The sequence below is a fragment of the Pedobacter sp. L105 genome (genome assembly GCF_009765875.1).
GTDB lineage: Bacteria > Bacteroidota > Bacteroidia > Sphingobacteriales > Sphingobacteriaceae > Pedobacter.
Genome location: NZ_LMUP01000002.1, coordinates 117,294 through 135,740, shown reverse-complemented (window position 1 = coordinate 135,740; position 18,447 = coordinate 117,294). Strand labels below are relative to the sequence as shown.

The 18,447-nt window shown below is 41.5% G+C and carries 13 protein-coding genes; 3 read left to right on the top strand and 10 right to left on the bottom strand.

Going from position 1 to position 18,447, the window contains the following annotated elements; genetic code table 11:
- Positions 1-3: 3 nt before the first annotated feature.
- Both GSQ84_RS01800 and GSQ84_RS01795 read right to left on the bottom strand, forming a co-directional pair.
- On the bottom strand, positions 4-783 hold the full coding sequence (locus GSQ84_RS01800; protein ID WP_158795542.1) for a response regulator: 780 nt from the start codon (positions 781-783) through the stop codon (positions 4-6).
- Positions 780-3,947 carry a two-component regulator propeller domain-containing protein gene (locus GSQ84_RS01795; protein ID WP_158795541.1) on the bottom strand — a complete coding sequence of 1,056 codons (3,168 nt, stop codon included), beginning with the start codon at positions 3,945-3,947 and terminating at the stop codon, positions 780-782. The genes GSQ84_RS01800 and GSQ84_RS01795 overlap by 4 nt, the downstream gene beginning before the upstream one ends.
- Positions 3,948-4,170: 223 nt before the next feature.
- Here GSQ84_RS01795 and GSQ84_RS01790 point away from each other — a divergent pair, with 223 nt between their 5' ends.
- Together GSQ84_RS01790 and GSQ84_RS01785 are read left to right on the top strand one after the other, a co-directional pair.
- Positions 4,171-5,862 (top strand): arylsulfatase, encoded by a 1,692-nt coding sequence (locus GSQ84_RS01790; RefSeq protein ID WP_158795540.1) that lies wholly within the window; start codon positions 4,171-4,173, stop codon positions 5,860-5,862.
- A gap of 22 nt (positions 5,863-5,884) precedes the next feature.
- The gene (locus GSQ84_RS01785; RefSeq protein WP_158795539.1) at positions 5,885-8,359 is read left to right on the top strand and encodes a glutaminase family protein; all 2,475 of its coding nucleotides are present in this window, start codon (positions 5,885-5,887) and stop codon (positions 8,357-8,359) included.
- A gap of 102 nt (positions 8,360-8,461) precedes the next feature.
- On the opposite strand, the gene GSQ84_RS01780 is transcribed toward GSQ84_RS01785, so the two are convergent.
- The gene (locus tag GSQ84_RS01780) at positions 8,462-10,090 is read right to left on the bottom strand and encodes a S8/S53 family peptidase (RefSeq protein WP_158795538.1); all 1,629 of its coding nucleotides are present in this window, start codon (positions 10,088-10,090) and stop codon (positions 8,462-8,464) included.
- Between the two features lie 232 nt (positions 10,091-10,322).
- Between GSQ84_RS01780 and GSQ84_RS01775 the strand changes: the two genes are divergently transcribed.
- The gene (locus GSQ84_RS01775; RefSeq protein ID WP_158795537.1) at positions 10,323-12,749 is read left to right on the top strand and encodes a TonB-dependent receptor domain-containing protein; all 2,427 of its coding nucleotides are present in this window, start codon (positions 10,323-10,325) and stop codon (positions 12,747-12,749) included.
- A gap of 59 nt (positions 12,750-12,808) precedes the next feature.
- Here the strand turns inward: GSQ84_RS01775 and GSQ84_RS01770 are convergent, their stop codons facing one another.
- The 7 genes from GSQ84_RS01770 to GSQ84_RS01740 all read right to left on the bottom strand — a co-directional run bounded on the left by GSQ84_RS01770 (position 12,809) and on the right by GSQ84_RS01740 (position 18,444).
- The gene (locus GSQ84_RS01770) at positions 12,809-13,528 is read right to left on the bottom strand and encodes a hypothetical protein (protein ID WP_158795536.1); all 720 of its coding nucleotides are present in this window, start codon (positions 13,526-13,528) and stop codon (positions 12,809-12,811) included.
- Positions 13,529-13,576: 48 nt separating this feature from the next.
- Complete coding sequence (locus tag GSQ84_RS01765; protein WP_158795535.1) at positions 13,577-14,347, bottom strand: hypothetical protein; 771 nt, start codon at positions 14,345-14,347, stop codon at positions 13,577-13,579.
- Between the two features lie 90 nt (positions 14,348-14,437).
- On the bottom strand, positions 14,438-15,253 hold the full coding sequence (locus tag GSQ84_RS01760; RefSeq protein WP_158795534.1) for a HEAT repeat domain-containing protein: 816 nt from the start codon (positions 15,251-15,253) through the stop codon (positions 14,438-14,440).
- Positions 15,243-15,788: an RNA polymerase sigma factor gene (locus GSQ84_RS01755; RefSeq protein ID WP_158795533.1), complete on the bottom strand. Its 546-nt coding sequence runs from the start codon at positions 15,786-15,788 to the stop codon at positions 15,243-15,245. The genes GSQ84_RS01760 and GSQ84_RS01755 overlap by 11 nt, the downstream gene beginning before the upstream one ends.
- Before the next feature lie 345 nt (positions 15,789-16,133).
- Positions 16,134-16,679: a VOC family protein gene (locus tag GSQ84_RS01750; RefSeq protein ID WP_158795532.1), complete on the bottom strand. Its 546-nt coding sequence runs from the start codon at positions 16,677-16,679 to the stop codon at positions 16,134-16,136.
- A 107-nt stretch (positions 16,680-16,786) separates the two neighbouring features.
- A complete protein-coding gene (locus tag GSQ84_RS01745; protein ID WP_158795531.1) occupies positions 16,787-17,359 on the bottom strand; it encodes a cysteine hydrolase family protein in 573 nt (190 codons plus the stop codon).
- Positions 17,360-17,514: 155 nt separating this feature from the next.
- Positions 17,515-18,444 carry a GlxA family transcriptional regulator gene (locus GSQ84_RS01740; RefSeq protein ID WP_158795530.1) on the bottom strand — a complete coding sequence of 310 codons (930 nt, stop codon included), beginning with the start codon at positions 18,442-18,444 and terminating at the stop codon, positions 17,515-17,517.
- Between the last annotated feature and the right edge of the window lie 3 nt (positions 18,445-18,447).

Below are 18,447 nucleotides of genomic sequence, written 5' to 3'. Positions count from 1 at the left end.
CGCTTAAAGGTCTGCGGAAGATTTCCGCTGAAGGGAGGACTGGTATTCCATTGGCGACATCTTATAATGTTTCTGGAAGCTCTTACCAAACACGGTTTGTGAACTGTAACCGGTAAGTTTTGTAATTTCAAACAAGGTGTATTCGTTTTGGGAAATCAGTTCAGTAGCCTTTTTTAGCCGGGTAATATCAACCAGCTCCTTTGGGGAAAGGGAAGAAATGGATTTGATCTTTCGGTAAAAGGTAGGCCTGCTCATATTCATATGCTCAGAGAGCTTGTCCATATTCAGGCCAATATCTTTAATGTTTTTGCAGATGTACTCATTCAGTTTCTTTAAAAACAACTCATCCGTTTTGGAATGGGCCATTACGCGTACATCTTCAAAGGGGGCGTTTGCGAAATGATCCCTGATCTTCGATCTGTTTTTGAGCAGGTTAGCTACCTGTAATTGTAAGAACTCAGGGGAGAAAGGTTTTTGGATATAAGCATCGGCACCCACCTCCAAACCAGCGATTTTAGCCTTATACGTATTCTTTGAAGTTAAGAGGATAACGGGGATATGGCAGTATTCTACCTTCGACTTAATCAGCTGGCAAAGCTCGAAACCATCCATACCGGGCATCATGATATCACTGATAATTAAGTCGATCATATTTTTTTCCAGCAGTGCCAATGCCTTTTCCCCATCACCGGCCAGGTGCAGGTGGTAACTTTCCCCGAGCACTTCAGAAAGAAATTCAAGGATATCTTCATTGTCGTCAATCAATAAAATCGCAGTTTTCATGAGTTAATGTTTTTCCATTTACTGAGTTTAAATTCGAAGTTTTGGCGTACAGGTAAAGTTAGCTCAAAAATAATCAGATTTGTTTTATCATCAACTAAGTTTAAACTTCCATTGTGCAGTTCTGCTAAAGATCTGGCCAGCGAAAGGCCTATTCCTGTTCCTGGCTGTGTGTGACCGCTGATTCTGAAAAAGGGTTCGAATATCTTTTCCCTGAATTCTTTTGGAATGGATTTTCCATCATTGCTCATGCTAATGATGAAATTTTTGTCGCCAGCTGTAAAAGCAGGCATACGTATCCATATCACAGATGATCCATATTTGATGGCATTGGAGATCAGGTTGCTGGTGATCTTTATAAAAGCTTCGGCATCTACAAAAGCGATGATGGGTTCATCAGGCAATTCCAGGGTTAAAACGATATTTTTCTTTTCCGCTTCGGCCCTGAAGGTCTCTGCCTGATCGTGCAGCAGGTCGTTGATATTGGTGTTCACAAAACTCAGCCCAAACTCATTCATTTCCGTTTTCCTGAAATCCAGCAGTTGGGTAGTCAGCTCCAGGAGGCGGTTGGCATTCTTTTCAATCATCAGCAGGCTTTTGCGCAGTAAAGGCACCTCCTCAATTTTCTTTAACACCCTTTCTACAGGGCCAATGATTAAGGTTAAAGGGGTTTGTATTTCATGGGCAATGTGGGTAAAGAACTCAATTTTAGCCTGGTAAATTTCCTTTTCCTTTTCCAGCTCAAACAACTGTAACCTGGCTTGGTTCTTTTTATTCAAATACCCTTTGTAATACTGTATCAACAGGTAAACCGACAGGCAAAATAGCAGCAGATAAATGACATAGGCCAGGGTGCTTTTCCAGAAAGGGGGAAGCACCTGTATAAATAATACCCTTTCTTTTCCGTTCCAGTTACCTACATTACTTGAAGATTTCACAAGGAAAGTATAATTTCCGGCACTGAGGTTGGTGAAATAAGCTTTGCGGTTGGTGCTTAAATAATTCCAGTCTTTATCCAGTCCTTTCATCATATACTTATATCCTGTAACTCCCGGAGAGGAATAAGACAGGGTAGCAAAGCCGATGTTAAAGCTCGACTGGTCGTGCTGCAATACAATCGTATCCGTATAAATGACCGACCGTTTCAAAGGACTATGCGCACCTCCGGGAATGACCTCTGTGTTGTTCACCTGAAAATCGGTGATATAAGTAGGAGGGGTTTGAATGGTATGTCCCAAACCTTCGGGCTTAAAGGAGATCATGCCTTTTACAGAGCCAAAGAACATCCTTCCATCTTTATCCTTAAATGCCGAATTATAGTTGAACTGATCTGTAATTAAGCCGTTTTCCTTGGTATATACCTTCAGTTTTTTAGTCTGGGGATTCAAACAGATCAATCCTTTTAGCGAACTGATCCAGAGGTTTCCGGATTGATCTTCCAGCGTCCTGAACAAGTTATTACTTGGCAATCCGTTCTCGGTAGTCATCCGGTCAAAGGAATGACGGTCGGGATGCAGCCTGATCAATCCCCCCCCTTCTGTAGTTACCCATATGAAATGCCGTTTATCTTCATAAATACCCTGCACCAGTTCATCTTCTGCAGGGAGGCCATGTGTTGATGCATTAAACCTGATATTTCCCTTTTTACCGGTTTTAGGGTTGTAATAATAAACACCATTCTGGAGGCTTCCCGTCCAGATGGTACCCTCATGATCTTCCAGCAATGCATATACAGAAGAACTTGCGGGAATTTGCGCTACCCTTTTAAACGTATACTTTTTCTGGTCGATGGTAAACAAACCCGCACCGGTAGTGCCGATCAGCAAAGTATTGTCTGATGTTAGATAAATACACATTACGAAATCGCTTGCCCTGCCATCTGCGGCTTTAACCTGGCTGAATTTGCGGATAACACGACCTGTTTTTGTATCCATCACCTCCAATCCATGTTTAAAAGGACCGATATAGAGTTTATCGGCCACAGCCAATAAACCATGAATATTAGGATAAGAGATACTGGAAGAATTACCTTCAGAAGTATAATGAGAGAACTGATCGTTTTTAAGATCCAACTGGTTGATTCCTGCATCTTCGGTTCCAATCCAGATATGACCATTCTGGCCGGCACAGATTTCGCGGACAGCATTTCCGGAAATAGAATTGGAAACATTTACCGGATAGTATTTTTTAAACTTAACCGTTTCCCTGGATAAATAATTTAAGCCTCCAAAATAGGTGCCTGCCCAAAGCCCTCCGCTGTGATCCTGGTACAAACAATATACTGCATTATCAGACAGCGAATAATTATCTCCAATGCGTTTCCTGATGTTCTCCAGTTGATCAGTTTGCTGGTTATAGGTGTATATGCCTGATTCAGAAGCTATCCAGTAGGTATGTGGGTCATAGGGAATAATATCCCGCACGTAGATCTCCGTATGATCCTTGTTCCTCATCAGCAAAGACCTCACTTGCCCGGTTTGCAGATCGTAAGATTTTAATCCCTGTTTTACCGTGCCAATCAGTGCCTGATTGCTGGAAATCCATAGCAGTTTACTGATTTCCCTGGAAGTGGAATGGACATCACCCACAATATTGATTTCTTTTTCAGCAGGAGCATATCTTTTGATATAACCGTCTGCTGTTCCCAGCCATAAGTTCATTGCCGGGTCGAAGGCGATGCAGGAGCCCAATACATGATGATCAGTTAGACGGTGTTTGGCCGGATCGTATGACATCAGGTTACTATTCGAAAGAAACCACAGCCGGCCTTTTTTATCGACAAGAATATTACTGATAAAAGAAGGGGCAATAGACAGCGGCGTAAACGTTTCGCTATAAGGATCAAACCTGAACATCCCATGATTGGTACCCACCCAGATCATCCCATTGTTATCCTCACACAGAGAAGCAATTACATTGTTTCCTATACTGCCAAAACGGGTGTGATGATCTTTAAAAGACTTAAATGTATAACCGTCAAAGCGGTTTAAGCCTTCCTTTGTGCCGATCCACATAAAGCCGTTCCTGTCCTGGATCATGCTGATCACGGTATTGTGTGCCAGCCCGTCTTCAGTTTGATACTGTTTAAAATAATAAGACTGTGCGCTGCCTGTAAGGGGTAGCAGCAAGATGCAGCAGAAGAGGATCTTTAGATGAATTCGAAACATAGTTCAGGTCATTCTGATTTCAGACCGGCTTAAAATATGAGACAAACTAACTAAATATTGAACAATCTATATGAAAAAGAATAATTTAATTTGAGAAACCAAATAGGTGAGATATAAATTATTTGCCAAAGCAAGCTAAAAAAGGGTGTGTTTCTGGTCTCAGCTGTTATCTTTAAGGGTAACAGCGAAGATCATTTATCAGACACATCCTTAAAATAAAACCATGAAGAAAACGTACTTGTCTATTTTTGCACTTGCCGTAACGAGTTTGTTTATCTGCTTCAAATCAGATCCGGTAAAACCTAAAGCAAAACGTCCTAATATTATTGTTATTCTGGCTGATGATATGGGCTTTTCGGATATTGGCAGTTACGGAGGGGAGATACATACGCCTAATCTGGATTACCTGGCAAAAAATGGAATCCGGTACAAGCAGTTTTATAATACTTCCCGCTGCTGCCCTACAAGGGCTTCACTGCTCACCGGTTTATATAACCAGCAGGCAGGGATAGGCAAAATGACGGATGCCGAAGATGAACCAGGTTACCTTGGTCACTTATCTAATAATACCGTTACAATGGCGGAAGTGTTAAAAACGGCAGGTTATCAAACAGCCATGTCTGGTAAGTGGCATGTGTCCAATACTGATGGGCAGCCTTCAGCAAAAGATCAGATGGACTGGTTAAACCACCATCAGCAGCATGCGGAATTTTCACCGCTCAGTCAATATCCAACCAGCCGCGGGTTCGATAAATTTTTTGGTACTATTTGGGGTGTAGTAGATTATTTTGACCCCTTTAGCCTGGTGAGCGGCACCACACCTATCACTTCAGTTCCCGATCATTATTACCATACCGATGCCATCAATGATACAGCGGTTTCCTATATCAACACTTATGCAAAATCGGCCGCGCCATTCTTTTTATATGTGGCCGAAAATGCACCGCACTGGCCGCTGATGGCTCCACCAGAAGAAATAGCAAAATATAAAGACACGTATAAAGGAGGATGGGAAGCTATCCGCGAAGCAAGGTACCAGCGCATGGTTAAACTGGGATTGATAGATACCACAAACACTAAACTTTCTGCCCGCTGGAACGGTCAGGAAAAGTGGGAAGATAACCCAAGCAAAGACTGGGATGCACAGGCCATGGCTGTCCACGCGGCGATGATCGACAGGATGGACCAGGGCATAGGGCGGATTATCGAAGCGCTGAAGAAAAACGGCCAGCTGGACAATACTTTAATTGTATTCTTAAGTGATAACGGTGCCAGTAACGAAAACTGCGCAGCTTACGGACCAGGTTTCGACCGTCCGGATGAAACAAGGGATGGAAGAAAGATTGTTTATGCAACAAAAAAGGAAGCTGTGCCAGGCCCTGAAACTACCTATTCTTCTATCGGCTCCAATTGGGCCAATGTAGCGAATACGCCTTACGAATATTGGAAAGCCCAGTCTTACGAAGGTGGCATTCACACGCCAATGATCGCTTTCTGGCCAAAGGGTATCAGTGCGCCTAAAGGAGGGTATAATGATCAGGTAGGGCATGTGATGGACTTCATGTCTACTTTTGTTGAGCTGGTCGGTGCCACTTATCCTAAAGTTTACCATGGCCATCAGATCACACCCACAACAGGGGTAAGCCTGGTATCCTCCTTTAAAGGAAACGAATCTGAAGGACATGAAACATTGTTCAATGAACATTTCGGTGCCCGGTATGCCAGGCAGGATAACTGGAAACTGGTGGGTTTAAGTGGCGATCAAACCTGGCATTTGTACAATCTGGCGGTAGACAAAACAGAAACCAAAGATCTGGCGGCGCAATATCCGCAAAAGGTGCAGCAGCTGGACAGCTTATGGAACCAGTGGGCCAACACACATAAAGTTTTTCCTAAACCCTCAAAAAAGAATTAATCAATCTAACCAATAACATTTTATGAAGTTTTTAAACAGGCTACCAATCGCATTATTTGCATCCTTACTCACCTTAAGCGGGCAGCAAACCTTTGCACAGGAAGACCGTGCACCAGCTTATCCATTAATTACACACAATGCCTATTTCAGCGTGTGGTCTACTACAGATCAGCTGAACGCTTCCACTACCAAACATTGGACAGGCAAAGACCAGTCGCTGATTGGTGTGATCAAAGTAGACCAGCAATACTATCGTTTTATGGGCAATGCCTCTGCGCGGTATAAATCACTTGTTGCCACAGGCGATGATAAACCGTCAACCTGGCAATATAAAGAAGAAGAACCTGCAAAAGGATGGGAGCAGCCAGGTGCTGCGGGCCAGGCCTGGAAAATGGGATATTCTCCTTTCGGGGATGACCGTGCCCCGGCTGGAACCAAATGGACAGGTAAAGACCTCTTTATACGCAAGCAGTTTCAGGTATCGGCTTTGCCAAAAGGAAAACTGTTTTTAAAGTTGTATCAGGATGATGATGCACAGGTTTACCTCAACGGAAAAGAAATAGCAAACGTTACAGGCGCAACAGGCAATTATGTAATGATCCCGCTAACCGGTGCTGCTAAATCGGCCATAAAAATGGGTGTTAATGTGCTGGCCATTCATTGTTTAAATACCGGAGGCGGCGCATGGCTGGATGCTGGTATCTCAGAAGAACTTCCTGAATTGCCTACGGATGCTGTTCAGGCAGCTAAACAAACTGATGTGCAGATCACTGCTACACAAACTACTTACAAATTTAAATGCGGCCCTACCGACTTAAAAGTAACTTTTACTTCGCCACTGATCCTGCAAGACCTGGCTTTACTAACTAATCCGGCATCTTATATCACTTATGAAGTAAAATCAAATGATAAAAGCAAACATGATGTTTCTGTTTTTACCAGTGTTTCATCAGGGCTGGCCGTAAACCTGCCATCGCAGGAAGTTCAGGCTTCTGCTTATAGCAGCAATGGATTGATGATCGCAAAAGCAGGTACCACAGAACAGCCTGTACTGAAAAAGAAGGGTGACGACCTGCGTATCGATTGGGGATATGTATATGTTTCCGCTTCGGCTGATAGTAAAGCGAAACAATATATTTCCGGCAATGACGATGCTTTGTCGTCTTTCAAAAGGGGGGCAAAACAAGCTACGAAGTTAACAGGTAAATCGCTGATGCTGAATACGGTTTTACCTTTCGGTATGGTGGGTGCTGAAGATATCAGTAAATTCATGGTAATCGGTTATGACGATCTGTATTCCATTCAATATTTTCACAAAGACTTAAAACCGCTATGGCGTGATGTTCCCGGCGCAACAATGGAAGGGGTTTTAAGTAAAGCCACTAAAAACTATACAGAAGTATTGGCTAAATGTGCCCATACAGACGCACAGGTTGAAGGTGATGCACGTAAAGCTGGCGGAGCCGATTATGCTAAATTATGTATCCTGGCTTATCGCCAAAGCATAGCTGCCCATCAGCTGGTTAAAAGTCCTGAAGGAGAGTTGTTGTTCTTATCTAAAGAGAATTTCAGCAACGGATCTATCAATACGGTGGATGTAACTTATCCGTCTGCACCTTTGTACCTGTTATACAATCCTAAATTAATGGAAGGAATGCTGAACGGTATTTTCTATTTCAGTGAAACTGGAAAATGGGATAAACCTTATGCTTCGCATGACTTAGGTACTTATCCTCTGGCTAACGGACAAACTTACGGTGAAGATATGCCTGTAGAAGAAAGTGGTAATATGATCATCCTGACTGCTGCTATTGCCAATGCAGAAAGGAGCCCTGAATACGCCAAAAAACATTGGAAAACGTTAACCATATGGAGCAATTACCTGGCTAAGGCTGGTTTTGATCCTGGAAACCAGTTGTGTACGGATGATTTTGCCGGGCATTTGGCACACAATACCAATTTATCTGTAAAAGCTATTGTTGCAATTGGTGCTTACGCGCAGATGGCAGATATGATAGGTGAAAAAGAAACTGCGGCGAAGTATAGAAAGATAGCCGAAGAAATGGCGGCCAACTGGATAGCCAAAGCTGATGCGGGTGATCACTTTGCACTGGTTTTTGATAATAAAGAAACCTGGAGCCAGAAATACAATATGGTTTGGGATAAAGTATTGGGATTAAAGTTGTTTCCGCAGGCAGTATATGATAAAGAGATCAAATTTTATCTAACACATCAGAAAGCTTATGGATTGCCACTGGACAGCCGTAAAACCTATACTAAATCTGACTGGATTGTGTGGACAGCTTCAATGACCAGCAATATGGCCGATTTTAAAGCTTTAGTTGACCCTGTTTATCACTACGCTTCAACTACAAGCTCACGTGTTCCTATGAGCGACTGGTATGAGGCCACCACCGGTAAAATGGTTGGTTTCCAGGCGCGCAGTGTAGTGGGCGGGTATTTTATGAAAGTACTGGCCGATAAAGCTGAAAAATAAAATTCCGAATTATTCTCTCGTTGCTACTGGATACGCCTAAGCCTTTATTGGACTTAGGCGTTCCTATTTGAATGATTTTAACTTAGAACTTCTACTGTCCTCCTAAAACAGGTGATTATCCATAATCAGCTTTTTAAGACTATTAGAAGCATCCGGCATTTCCAGTAGGATACCATAAAATTGTTTTTGATCTTTGTCTGTTAACTCGTTGAACGGGGTTTCTTCATGATCTAATAATTTTTGCAGCGCTGCCGATTTAGCAATGAGCTGTAGAATTTCCATTTCAAACATCGCCATCTCATCCTCATTATCCTGCACTGCTTCAAATACCGCGGTACCGGTAATGAGCTTTAGAAATGGCCAACGAAGTACTGAAATATCCTGCTTTTTGATGGTTACGCTATTTGGACGCACATCCAGCATTTTCCTGGCCTGCAAAATGCCATTACCAAAATATAGCTCTCTATCCTTGTCACTATAACCTTTTTTTATAGTTTTTGAAGCAGATGTAAACATTGCTGCGCGAATGGTTTCTATCTTTTGCCAACCCTCCATCTTCTCCAATTCATCAAAATACTTCTGGTAATAAAGTGCGGCCGCGGCAGCAATCTGCGGGGTGGCTGAAGACGTACCCGCACCGTTTATACTTACTATATTGCCGGTATTGATCACCGCCCAGGATACATTGGGTGTAAAAGCTGCTATGGAAAAGTCCATTGCTTTTCCTGGGCCAAAATTGCCCTCCATTATTTTGACGTTGCCCAGGGTTACATTTTTTACATAGGGACTAAAATCATAACACACGCCGCAGGCCGCAACTACCCGGTTAAACCTGGCAGGATAAACCAAGGTAGAGGGTGTTAGCCTCCCAAAGTTATCTCCTGAGGCGGCGACAATGAATATGCCTTTATCATAAGCACGATTAATTACATCAGCCCATGCTTTAGAGGGCATCCCGCCCATGCTCATCGTTACAACATGACATCTGGTTTCAGGATTGTCGTACAGGCTGATCACATATTCCAGCGCCTCTACAAAAGCCTTGTTTTTCCAGAGTATCACGCTTCTGGACATCCTGACCGGGAGAATCTTAATTTGGTGATGAATACCCAGAAAATCATGATAATGATATTCTGGCAGATCTACTAAAGCACCTGCCAGTATAGATAAAGTACCTACACCGTGGCCGGGCTGATTGAGCCAGCCTTCTGATCCTATATCTTCTGCAGAACCATTATCCTCTACAAAATTCTTTTGTAAGCCAAATTCTATGTTAGCTTTTGGAAAGGTACTGTGCTCAGGGTCGTAGCCGGTATCAAAGTGTGCAATCCTCACGGTATTTGAACTTTTATCCAGTGACAACCAGGCAGATCTTAACCCTGCATGGTCGTCATTAACATGCCATATCATTTTATCCGGCTTTCCTTCTTTTTCTGGAAAGGGCCAGTTGGGATCATATTCGTCTTCAGCAATTGCTATTTTGCTTTCAAAGGTAGTTTCCGGCCGACTTATATTTTTAACGCTTTCAGCCTGCGGATTTTGCTTTTCAAGATCAGGTTCTACATAACCCAGGTCAGGATTATTCTTTTTGATCTCATGTGCCTTATCCCAGAGGTTATCTGGACTGTGCTGGCCTTTGGCAACACTTTCAAAATTACCTGAGTTTACTGCTATACTTTGATAAGATGATCCACCCTGTTTTTTATTAACATAAAAAAATTGTTTTTCCATAATGCTATGATGATTTAATTTTTATCTGCTTGTAGTTGTTTAATGTAAAAATACTTTGCTGTTCTTATTTACAGGGAAAAAGTGATTGTAATAATTCATATCAATTATTAAGATTTTGGAATTGATTTTGGATCAGATTTTTACCGTAAAGTGCAAAAAATAATTTTTATTTTAAATCAACTGTAACATTATTGTAAGCTATTTCTCTAAATAGGGATTAATCGCCCTATTTATGAAGAAAGTGTTACTTCTCTTTTTGTGTCTGTTCTCCCTCTATATCCATTCTGCAGAAGCCCAGCAATCAAACGTTATAAAAGGTATTGTCATCGACTCCTTAAAAAGCCAGCCCGTAAGTTATGTTACCATTAGCTTGCAGGACGCCAAGACTGGTCAGCAGCTTAAAAGTACACTGACCAAAGATGACGGTTCATTTGAATTGGCCCTGCCAGCCGGAGAAGGGTTTAAATTAGTTATTGCTTCCGTAGGTTATGATAATAAAACGATTCAGCCAATTCTTTTAACTAAGCATAATCTGGGGAACATCAGGCTTAAATCCAATTCCAAACAGCTTAACGAAGTCACTGTATCTGCTACCAAACCTATTATCAGGCAGGAAGTAGACCGTATCAGTTACGATGTGCAAAGCGATGCTGAAAGTAAAGTACTGACAGTACTGGATATGCTGCGTAAAGTGCCCATGGTTTCGGTTGATGCCACAGATAATATTAAACTTAAAGGGACCGGTAATTATAAGATCCTGATCAATGGCAGGGAGTCGTCTTTAGTAGCTAAAAATCCGTCCGATGTATTTAAATCGATGCCAGCCAGTAATATCGAAAGGATAGAGGTGATCACCACGCCTCCGGCCAAGTATGATGCTGAAGGTTTAGCAGGGATCATCAATATCATTACCAAAAAGGACATTGCACAAGGTTATAGCGGCGGGGTGAACACACGGTATAATACAGTATTTGGTCCTGGGATTAATGTTAATGGAACGGTAAAACAGGGTAAGTTTGGGTTAAATGGTTATATCGGTACCAATGTTCGGGGTAAACGTACCACTGGTTATGGCAGCCAGAATGATATTATTAGTCCGGTAGCATCTTTTTTGTCACAGCAGGGAGCTAATACAAGTAGTGGAAATAGTAGTTACGGCAATGCGGAATTAAGTTATGAAGCCGATTCGCTAAATCTGATCACAGGATCGTACATGCATAGTTTCAGTAAAAATACTACAGATGGCAACCTATTGTCTTCGGAACTCAATGGAGACAGCTCACCTTCAAGACTCTATTCACTGCAGAATAATGAACGGGCTTTATATAAGGGAACGGACATAGGAGTGAATTTCCAGCACGGGTTTAAGCGTAATAGAGAACAGTTGTTAACGCTTTCTTATAAATACAGCCTTTCATCTGCTACGCAGAATAATGCTTCTGCTTATCTGATGGATATGAATTACAATTATCCTGATGCCGTGGCCAGCAATTACAAGCAATACAATAATTCGGGCAGTAAAGAGCATACCATTCAGCTGGATTATACTCATCCACTAAAGTCTTTAACCATTGAGGCCGGTGCCAAGGGAATCATCAGGAAAAATTACAGTGATTTCGAAAATTACAACCAGCAGCCAGGCACTGATAACTATGTGATCGATCCAACACAAACAAACGTGCTGAATTATGATCAGGATGTGTTTAGCATTTATAATTCTTACCAGTTAAAACTGAAAGACTGGGTAATGAAGGGAGGGCTTCGCGTAGAGCATACCACTGTTGACGCTAATTTTGAGGATAAACCTTTAGATCAGCATTACAATAATTTTGTTCCTTCCGTTTCTGTACAGCGTGTACTTAACCCTACCAATAACATCACTTTTGGGTTTACCGACCGTATACAGCGCCCTGGCATCTATCAGCTAAATCCTTTTGTTAACAGAACCAATCCTAAGTATGTAACTACCGGTAATCCTGATCTGACTCCGGTAACCAGTCATTCCTTTGAACTAAATTACAGTACGTTTAAAAAGGGATCTTTAACTGTTGGGTTAAACTATGCTTATTCTAACAATACGATAGAGAGTGTGGTGAATGTAAGCCCTGATACGGTAACGACAACCACTTACGCGAACGTAGGCAAGAGTAAACGCTTTGGAACAGATATCAATGCCAATTATCCATTAACTAAAAAGCTGAATGTAAATCTAAACCTTGAATTGCTGCGGGTGTGGTTAACCGGAACGTATTTAGGAGAGCTCTATGACAGCAAGGGATTTCAAGGACATGCATTTACTTATACGAGTTACAAGTTTGATAAAGGATATACAGCAGGTATAAATGTTGGTTATGATAGCCGTTATGTGATGCTGCAGGGCAGGGATAACGATTTTTTCTTTTATTCTGGCAGTGCTTCCAAAGAGGTCCTGAATAAAAAAGGTACAATTTCATTCGGTGCGAATATGCCTTTCAGAAAGTATAAAAAGGTAGATTTTTATAGCAATACAAATGAGTTCAGGCAAAGTAATTACAATCAGATTTATTCCCGGAGTTTTAATATCAGTTTCAATTATAAGTTTGGAAAGCTGAACGGGGAGATTAAGAAAAGTCAAAAGCAGATCAGTAATGATGATGTGAGTTCTGGAGGGAGGCAGTAGGGTAGCCAGCGTAATGAAACCTGATACCATGAATGATGATATCAGGTTTGAAATAGGTTTTATAATTTTCGAAGGTAAATTTTGCCGTAAGTGGAGGTAAAATTATAAGCAGGGCCTTTTCCTGGCTCAGCAGTTATAGAGTGAAAAAAATCACGGTCGGTATGGTCGGTCACCTTTAGGTTAAGGTTGGTGAGGATCTGTCCATAATTGGTGGTTGCCTGTAATTTTCCGGTACGGTCGGTTGGTATTGAAGCATCTATCCCGCCATAGGTTGCATCAATCGTAACCGGTGCATTGAAACCGTTCATTTCAACTAAGCCATAAATAGATTTAATACTTGTTATGGAACGCTCCGGTACTTTAACTTCTACCGTAATTTCCATATCCGAACCCTCTGAATATGATTTTTCTGCACCACCCTTTTTTCTGTCTTCCAGAAACTCCTCTTTTGATTTGAAGACCGTCTTTTTCCCGTTGCGGACGATGGTATACCGGTGCGGTAACTTATCCATATCTTTAATGTGGTCACTAATTACCAGTATCCCGTTTATAACTTGTCCGTCAAGCGTAAACGCATTGTCATTCTCGCCGTCATTGATCTTCACATGTGCAATAACAGACACTTCGGCTTTTGCCCAGGTACTGATTTTGACACCCGGATAATCAAAATTAAGCTTAACCTGCTGACCAGGTTGTAAAGGATAAGACTTTGTTAAAATAGTTTGGGCGTGTGCGCTGAATGTTAAGGCACAGCAAATGCCTACGAGGAAATTTTTCATATCAAAAGTTTAAATAAATGAGTTGATTATTTTTTTTGCTGGTGTGGCTTATTTAGTTTCCCGCAGGTAAATTTTGCTGTATTCGGAGCTCAATTTAAAGTCTGCACCACCGCCGTTGATTTTACCATTAACTACATTCCCGTAGCTGATCATATCACCGGAGCCATTTTTTTCGAGTACAATTTTGAGCCCCGATGAGGCCATTATTTCACCATGTGAACTGCTGAGTTTAACATTGGCCCTGGTAGTTGGCGGAATGGTGACATCCACTGTAGAATAGATAGATGCAATAGAAACAGGCCCTTTGAGATGTTCGCTGAAAGTGGCATCAACTGATCCGTAAAGTGCCCTCACGCTAACCGGACCGGTTATGTTTACGAGCTCTATCTTGTTATAATCCGTTGAAATTTCAATTTCATTTTCCAGGTTTCTGAATATGATATTCCCTGCATTGGCCAGCTTATGGCATACCAAAGAAAGGATAACATTTTTGGGAACCAATATTTTAATGGCCTCATTTGCATAACCAACCTGATTAACTTCCAGGGTAGAGCCATTTTCTTCAACACTTATACCCAGGCCAGTGTTATCTGTGTGGCCAGAGCCGTCAATGGCCCTTAGACCTTTGGCGCGGGGATCTGTTTCTATCTCTTTTTTAGTGGTGCTAAAGATGATTTCATTTCCGTTATAGCCCTCTACAGTTACCGAAGGGAGGTTAAGCAGTACTTTTCCACTGCTTTTCTTAACCTTGTATTCCTGCGCATGGGCAAAGCTGATTACCGACAGACTTAGTAAAATTATAGATATATACTTTTTCATTTTAATTGATTTAGAGGTGAGCTTATTTGTGCAGTTATGCGGCTTTCCGTCATGCATGACCGGTTAGCGCAACTGCTGTGTTTTAATTTTTTAAGAAGATTGAAGCTGGAGGATGCCGGAATAAGCACAATCCTTAACTGCTTTCTGGGTATTCTGATCATTAACTATTTTTTCCAATTCTGTCAGGATACCCGATTCCTGCATTCGTGTGAGCAGATTGATCATCGTGATCTGTACCATCGGGTCGTGCTGTTTTTTTAGAGAGGCAATCAGTTGCTGTCTCACATAATTGTCCTGGTAAAACCGGGTCAGGCCATCAAGTGCTGCCAGTCTGACATTGGCATTAGGATCACTGTTTAAGGTTTGCACCAGTGCGTCTACCACATCATTGCCCTGGTTTTTGAGTTGTCTAACTGCTTCCGTAGCAGTAATCCGGCTGGCTGAAGACTCCATGTTGTGTAATCCTTCAAACACGACTAATTTTTTTGATGTTGAATTTTGTGCTTTTAATTTAGCAACCAGCGCCTGTTTTCGTGTAGCCAGGTCCTGTTCAATAGCGTCAATGCTTTTTTGCACCGGTTTGGTTGGGGAAGTCGCAGTAACTTCTGGTTTTTGCACGGAATTTTCAGTTGGGTTTTCCCGCTGGCGGATAGGTGCTTTTGTACTCACCAGGACTGTATTGTCCGGTTTGTTATGCAAAGTGAGAAATGTAATACCGCAGGCGACAAGGATCAGGCATGCCACAGCCCATCGGATCATTTGGAACGAGATCAGTATGCCGGCCGGCTTTTTCTCAACGTTTGGCTTCATCTGTTCCAGTATGCGGTTCAATACCACAGGTGGCGGCGTTTTATGGTCAAACGCATCCCTGTTATGCTGTATAAATTTCTCTAAATCATCTTCCATGATAACCTCCTTGTTTAAGGGTATTTAATATTTTTAATTTTGCACGGTGGTACTGGGTTCTTACCGTTGTATATTCTAGGCCCAGCATTTCCGCTATTTCCAAATGGGATATATTTTCAATGGCAAACAAGTTGAATATCGTTCGGTAGCCATCAGGTAAAGCCATAATTGCTTCGTTTACTGCATCCATCGTATATTCAAAGGCTACCTCATCGATCTTTTCTTCATCGTCTTCTAAAATCCTATCAGCTTCCAGTTCTACAAACCGCAGTTTTCTTTTCCTGATCTGGTCTATAGATTTGTTGATTGCGATTCTTCTCACCCAGGCCCTGAACGTTCCATTGTTTTTATACTTTTCAATGCTTTGAAATGCCGCCACAAAACTTTCCTGCAAAATATCTTCCGCTTCGGCTGTATGTTCAATTAACCGTAGGATGGAACTATAAACAGCTGCCGCATGCTGATCATACAGCCCGGTATAGGCCGCAGGGTCGCCACGCTTGCACATCGTTATTAATTCTTCCTGTTGGATCATTTGCGAGAGCCCATCATCTACTATTATTTGTTTCTTTACTTTCTAATCGTAAAGACTGGAATAATGTTACAGGAAATACGTGACTTTTTTTTATTATTTTCAAAAAGCACTGGATAATCATCGCCTATAGTTTCAATACCTCATTTTACTGGCATTTACATACCGTAAAAAAGAGGTATTTTAAGTCACATGTTTATAGTGGTTGCGGTGAAAATTCGCGATTGTTATTAGGGGGAGATAAAAACAATTGGGAGAAATATCAATTATCTGCTGCAAAGATGAGCAGGTCTTAGTTTAGGTATAATTAAAAAGAGCGGTCGGTTACCCGCTCTTTTATTTCTCCCATCAATCCTTATTTTCAAAAAAGCGTTTTTGGGCTTTTAAGGCTTCGTCCAGTGAAGTTTGAATATATGTTATGGCCTTTACTGCTTCCGGCGCAGACGCCCTTTGTCCTATTTCTTCAGGTTTCGTAAAATCAATCTCTTCAATGCGCTGATTTATCCACCACAGGTTGCCAAAGGGGTCCAGTATTCTGCAAACCTTTTCTCCGAAATAAAGCGTGGTGATATTGGTGACTGATGTAGCCCCTAATTGTATTGATTTCTGGTGAGTTTTTTCGATATCTTCTACATACAAATTCAGAAAGGCCGGAGTAGGGGCCCAGTCTTCTCTTGAATCAAAAAGCATGACCATCGCATTTCCTATTTTCACCACTACGTGGATAATTACTCCTTCTTCGTTGGTGATCCTGCTATTGGGAATTTCTTCGGCATCAAATGCAGATGTCAAAAATTCGATGAGTTTTGCTGATGACGCAGATATGATCCACGGCGTTACCGATGTGTAATTCTCAGGTACAGTTTTGATTTTTTGTGCTTCGTTATTTTTCATGAAATCTTTTATTTACACAAAACTACTGGTGCTGGGTGACAGCCCTATGTCAGGAGGATTGTTAAAATCATATGAATTCACGTTCAGCAAATAACAACATGATACGCTTATTTCATTGAGTGGATCAGTGCCTGCGTGTAAACAACAGTGGCGAATTCTTCGTTTAATTGTGCCAATGCTGTTAGATGCATTGTTTCTCCATTATAATATTCCCCGTGGATTCCCTTTTTTCCGAAGGTGGCCGTTGCATCTGCTACGATATAGGTTTCATATCCATAATTCCCGGCCATCCTTGTAGTGGTAGATACGCAATGATCTGTAGTTAAACCTGCGATGACAACGTTACGGATTCCTTTATCATCAAGCTGCTCCTTTAAATTGGTTCCTATAAAAGAACTGTTCACAGATTTTTGTATGATGATTTCTCCGGGTAAGGGTTTAACGAGATCTTTGAATTCGTGACCGGGACTGTTTATGCCATGTTTTGCATCCGGATTAACCGAGATATGCTGTATATGAAATAATGGCAATTGGTTAGCTCTCCAATAGTCCAGTAATTTCCGTGCATTTTCTTCCGCTTCTGGATTGTTTCTGGTTCCTCCCCAATATTCTTCATCATCAAATGCTTTTTGAATATCTATCAGGATCAATGCGGGCAAATCTTCTTTTGTAAGGCTCATCTTTTTAATTTTTAGCTATGTTGTTTTAATGGCTTTTCTGACTATGAAAAACTTTCGTTTTGACTTCATGATCTTTACCTTATTTTTTATGTTACAATGATACATGCTTTGACAATCGTCCGAAGGACAAAATAGGGTAAAATCGGGCGGTCAGGTTAAACGGTTAATCCGGTGCCCGGATGTGAGGCCATGATATTTCTCAATTGTTTTGCTTTTAATCCGCAAATGCGGGCTATATAATCAAACTTATAATCACTCTTTGATAAAAGCTGTTTAGCTTTTTCAACTCTCAGTTTGGTGATATAACTGCTGATGGTTAAACCGGTATGCTGTTTAAATAAACGGGTCAGATTTCTTTTACTGCAATTGGCTTCTATGGCCAGGATATCCAGGGACAATGGCTTATCCAGGTAATTCGCTATTCTGTCCTGCACCAGATGGATTATGTTTTCCGAATGATTTCTCAATTGTAAATAGGCACTTTCCTGCGCCGAGGAGCCGTCGCGCCGCATATATACTACTAATTCCCTGGCTACTGTAGTCGCTATAATAATGCCGTGTTCTTTTTCCAATAAATGCAAAGCGAGATCAATACCCGAAACTACACCGGCACTGGAGTAAATATTGCCATCAATTACGTAAAGCTGATTTTCTACTACCCTTAATCTGGGAAATTCATTTTGCAAACGCTCTGTACAGTCCCAGTGTGTAGTGCATTTTTTATCATCTAACAATCCCGATTTCGCTAGTAAAAAAGCACCGGTGCAGATAGAACAAATAGTTGCCTGTTCTTTATTTGCCAGATGCAGCCAGGAAAAGAACTTACTATAGTCGTTCACAAATGCTTGTTTGGTTTGAAATCCCGGAATCATGATAATATCGCTTTTTTCAGGCATTATCTGGCTGAAATCCATGATCAGATTGATTCCTAAACCGGTAGAACTTTTAATGGCAGGCATGGGGCCGATATAAACCAATTCATAGTTGCAGCCCAATAGGTTGGCTTCATGAAAAACCTGGCCGGCACCGGCCAGATCTAACAAATTCACCTCCTGATTGATGTAAAAAAGAACACGATTTGCCATAAT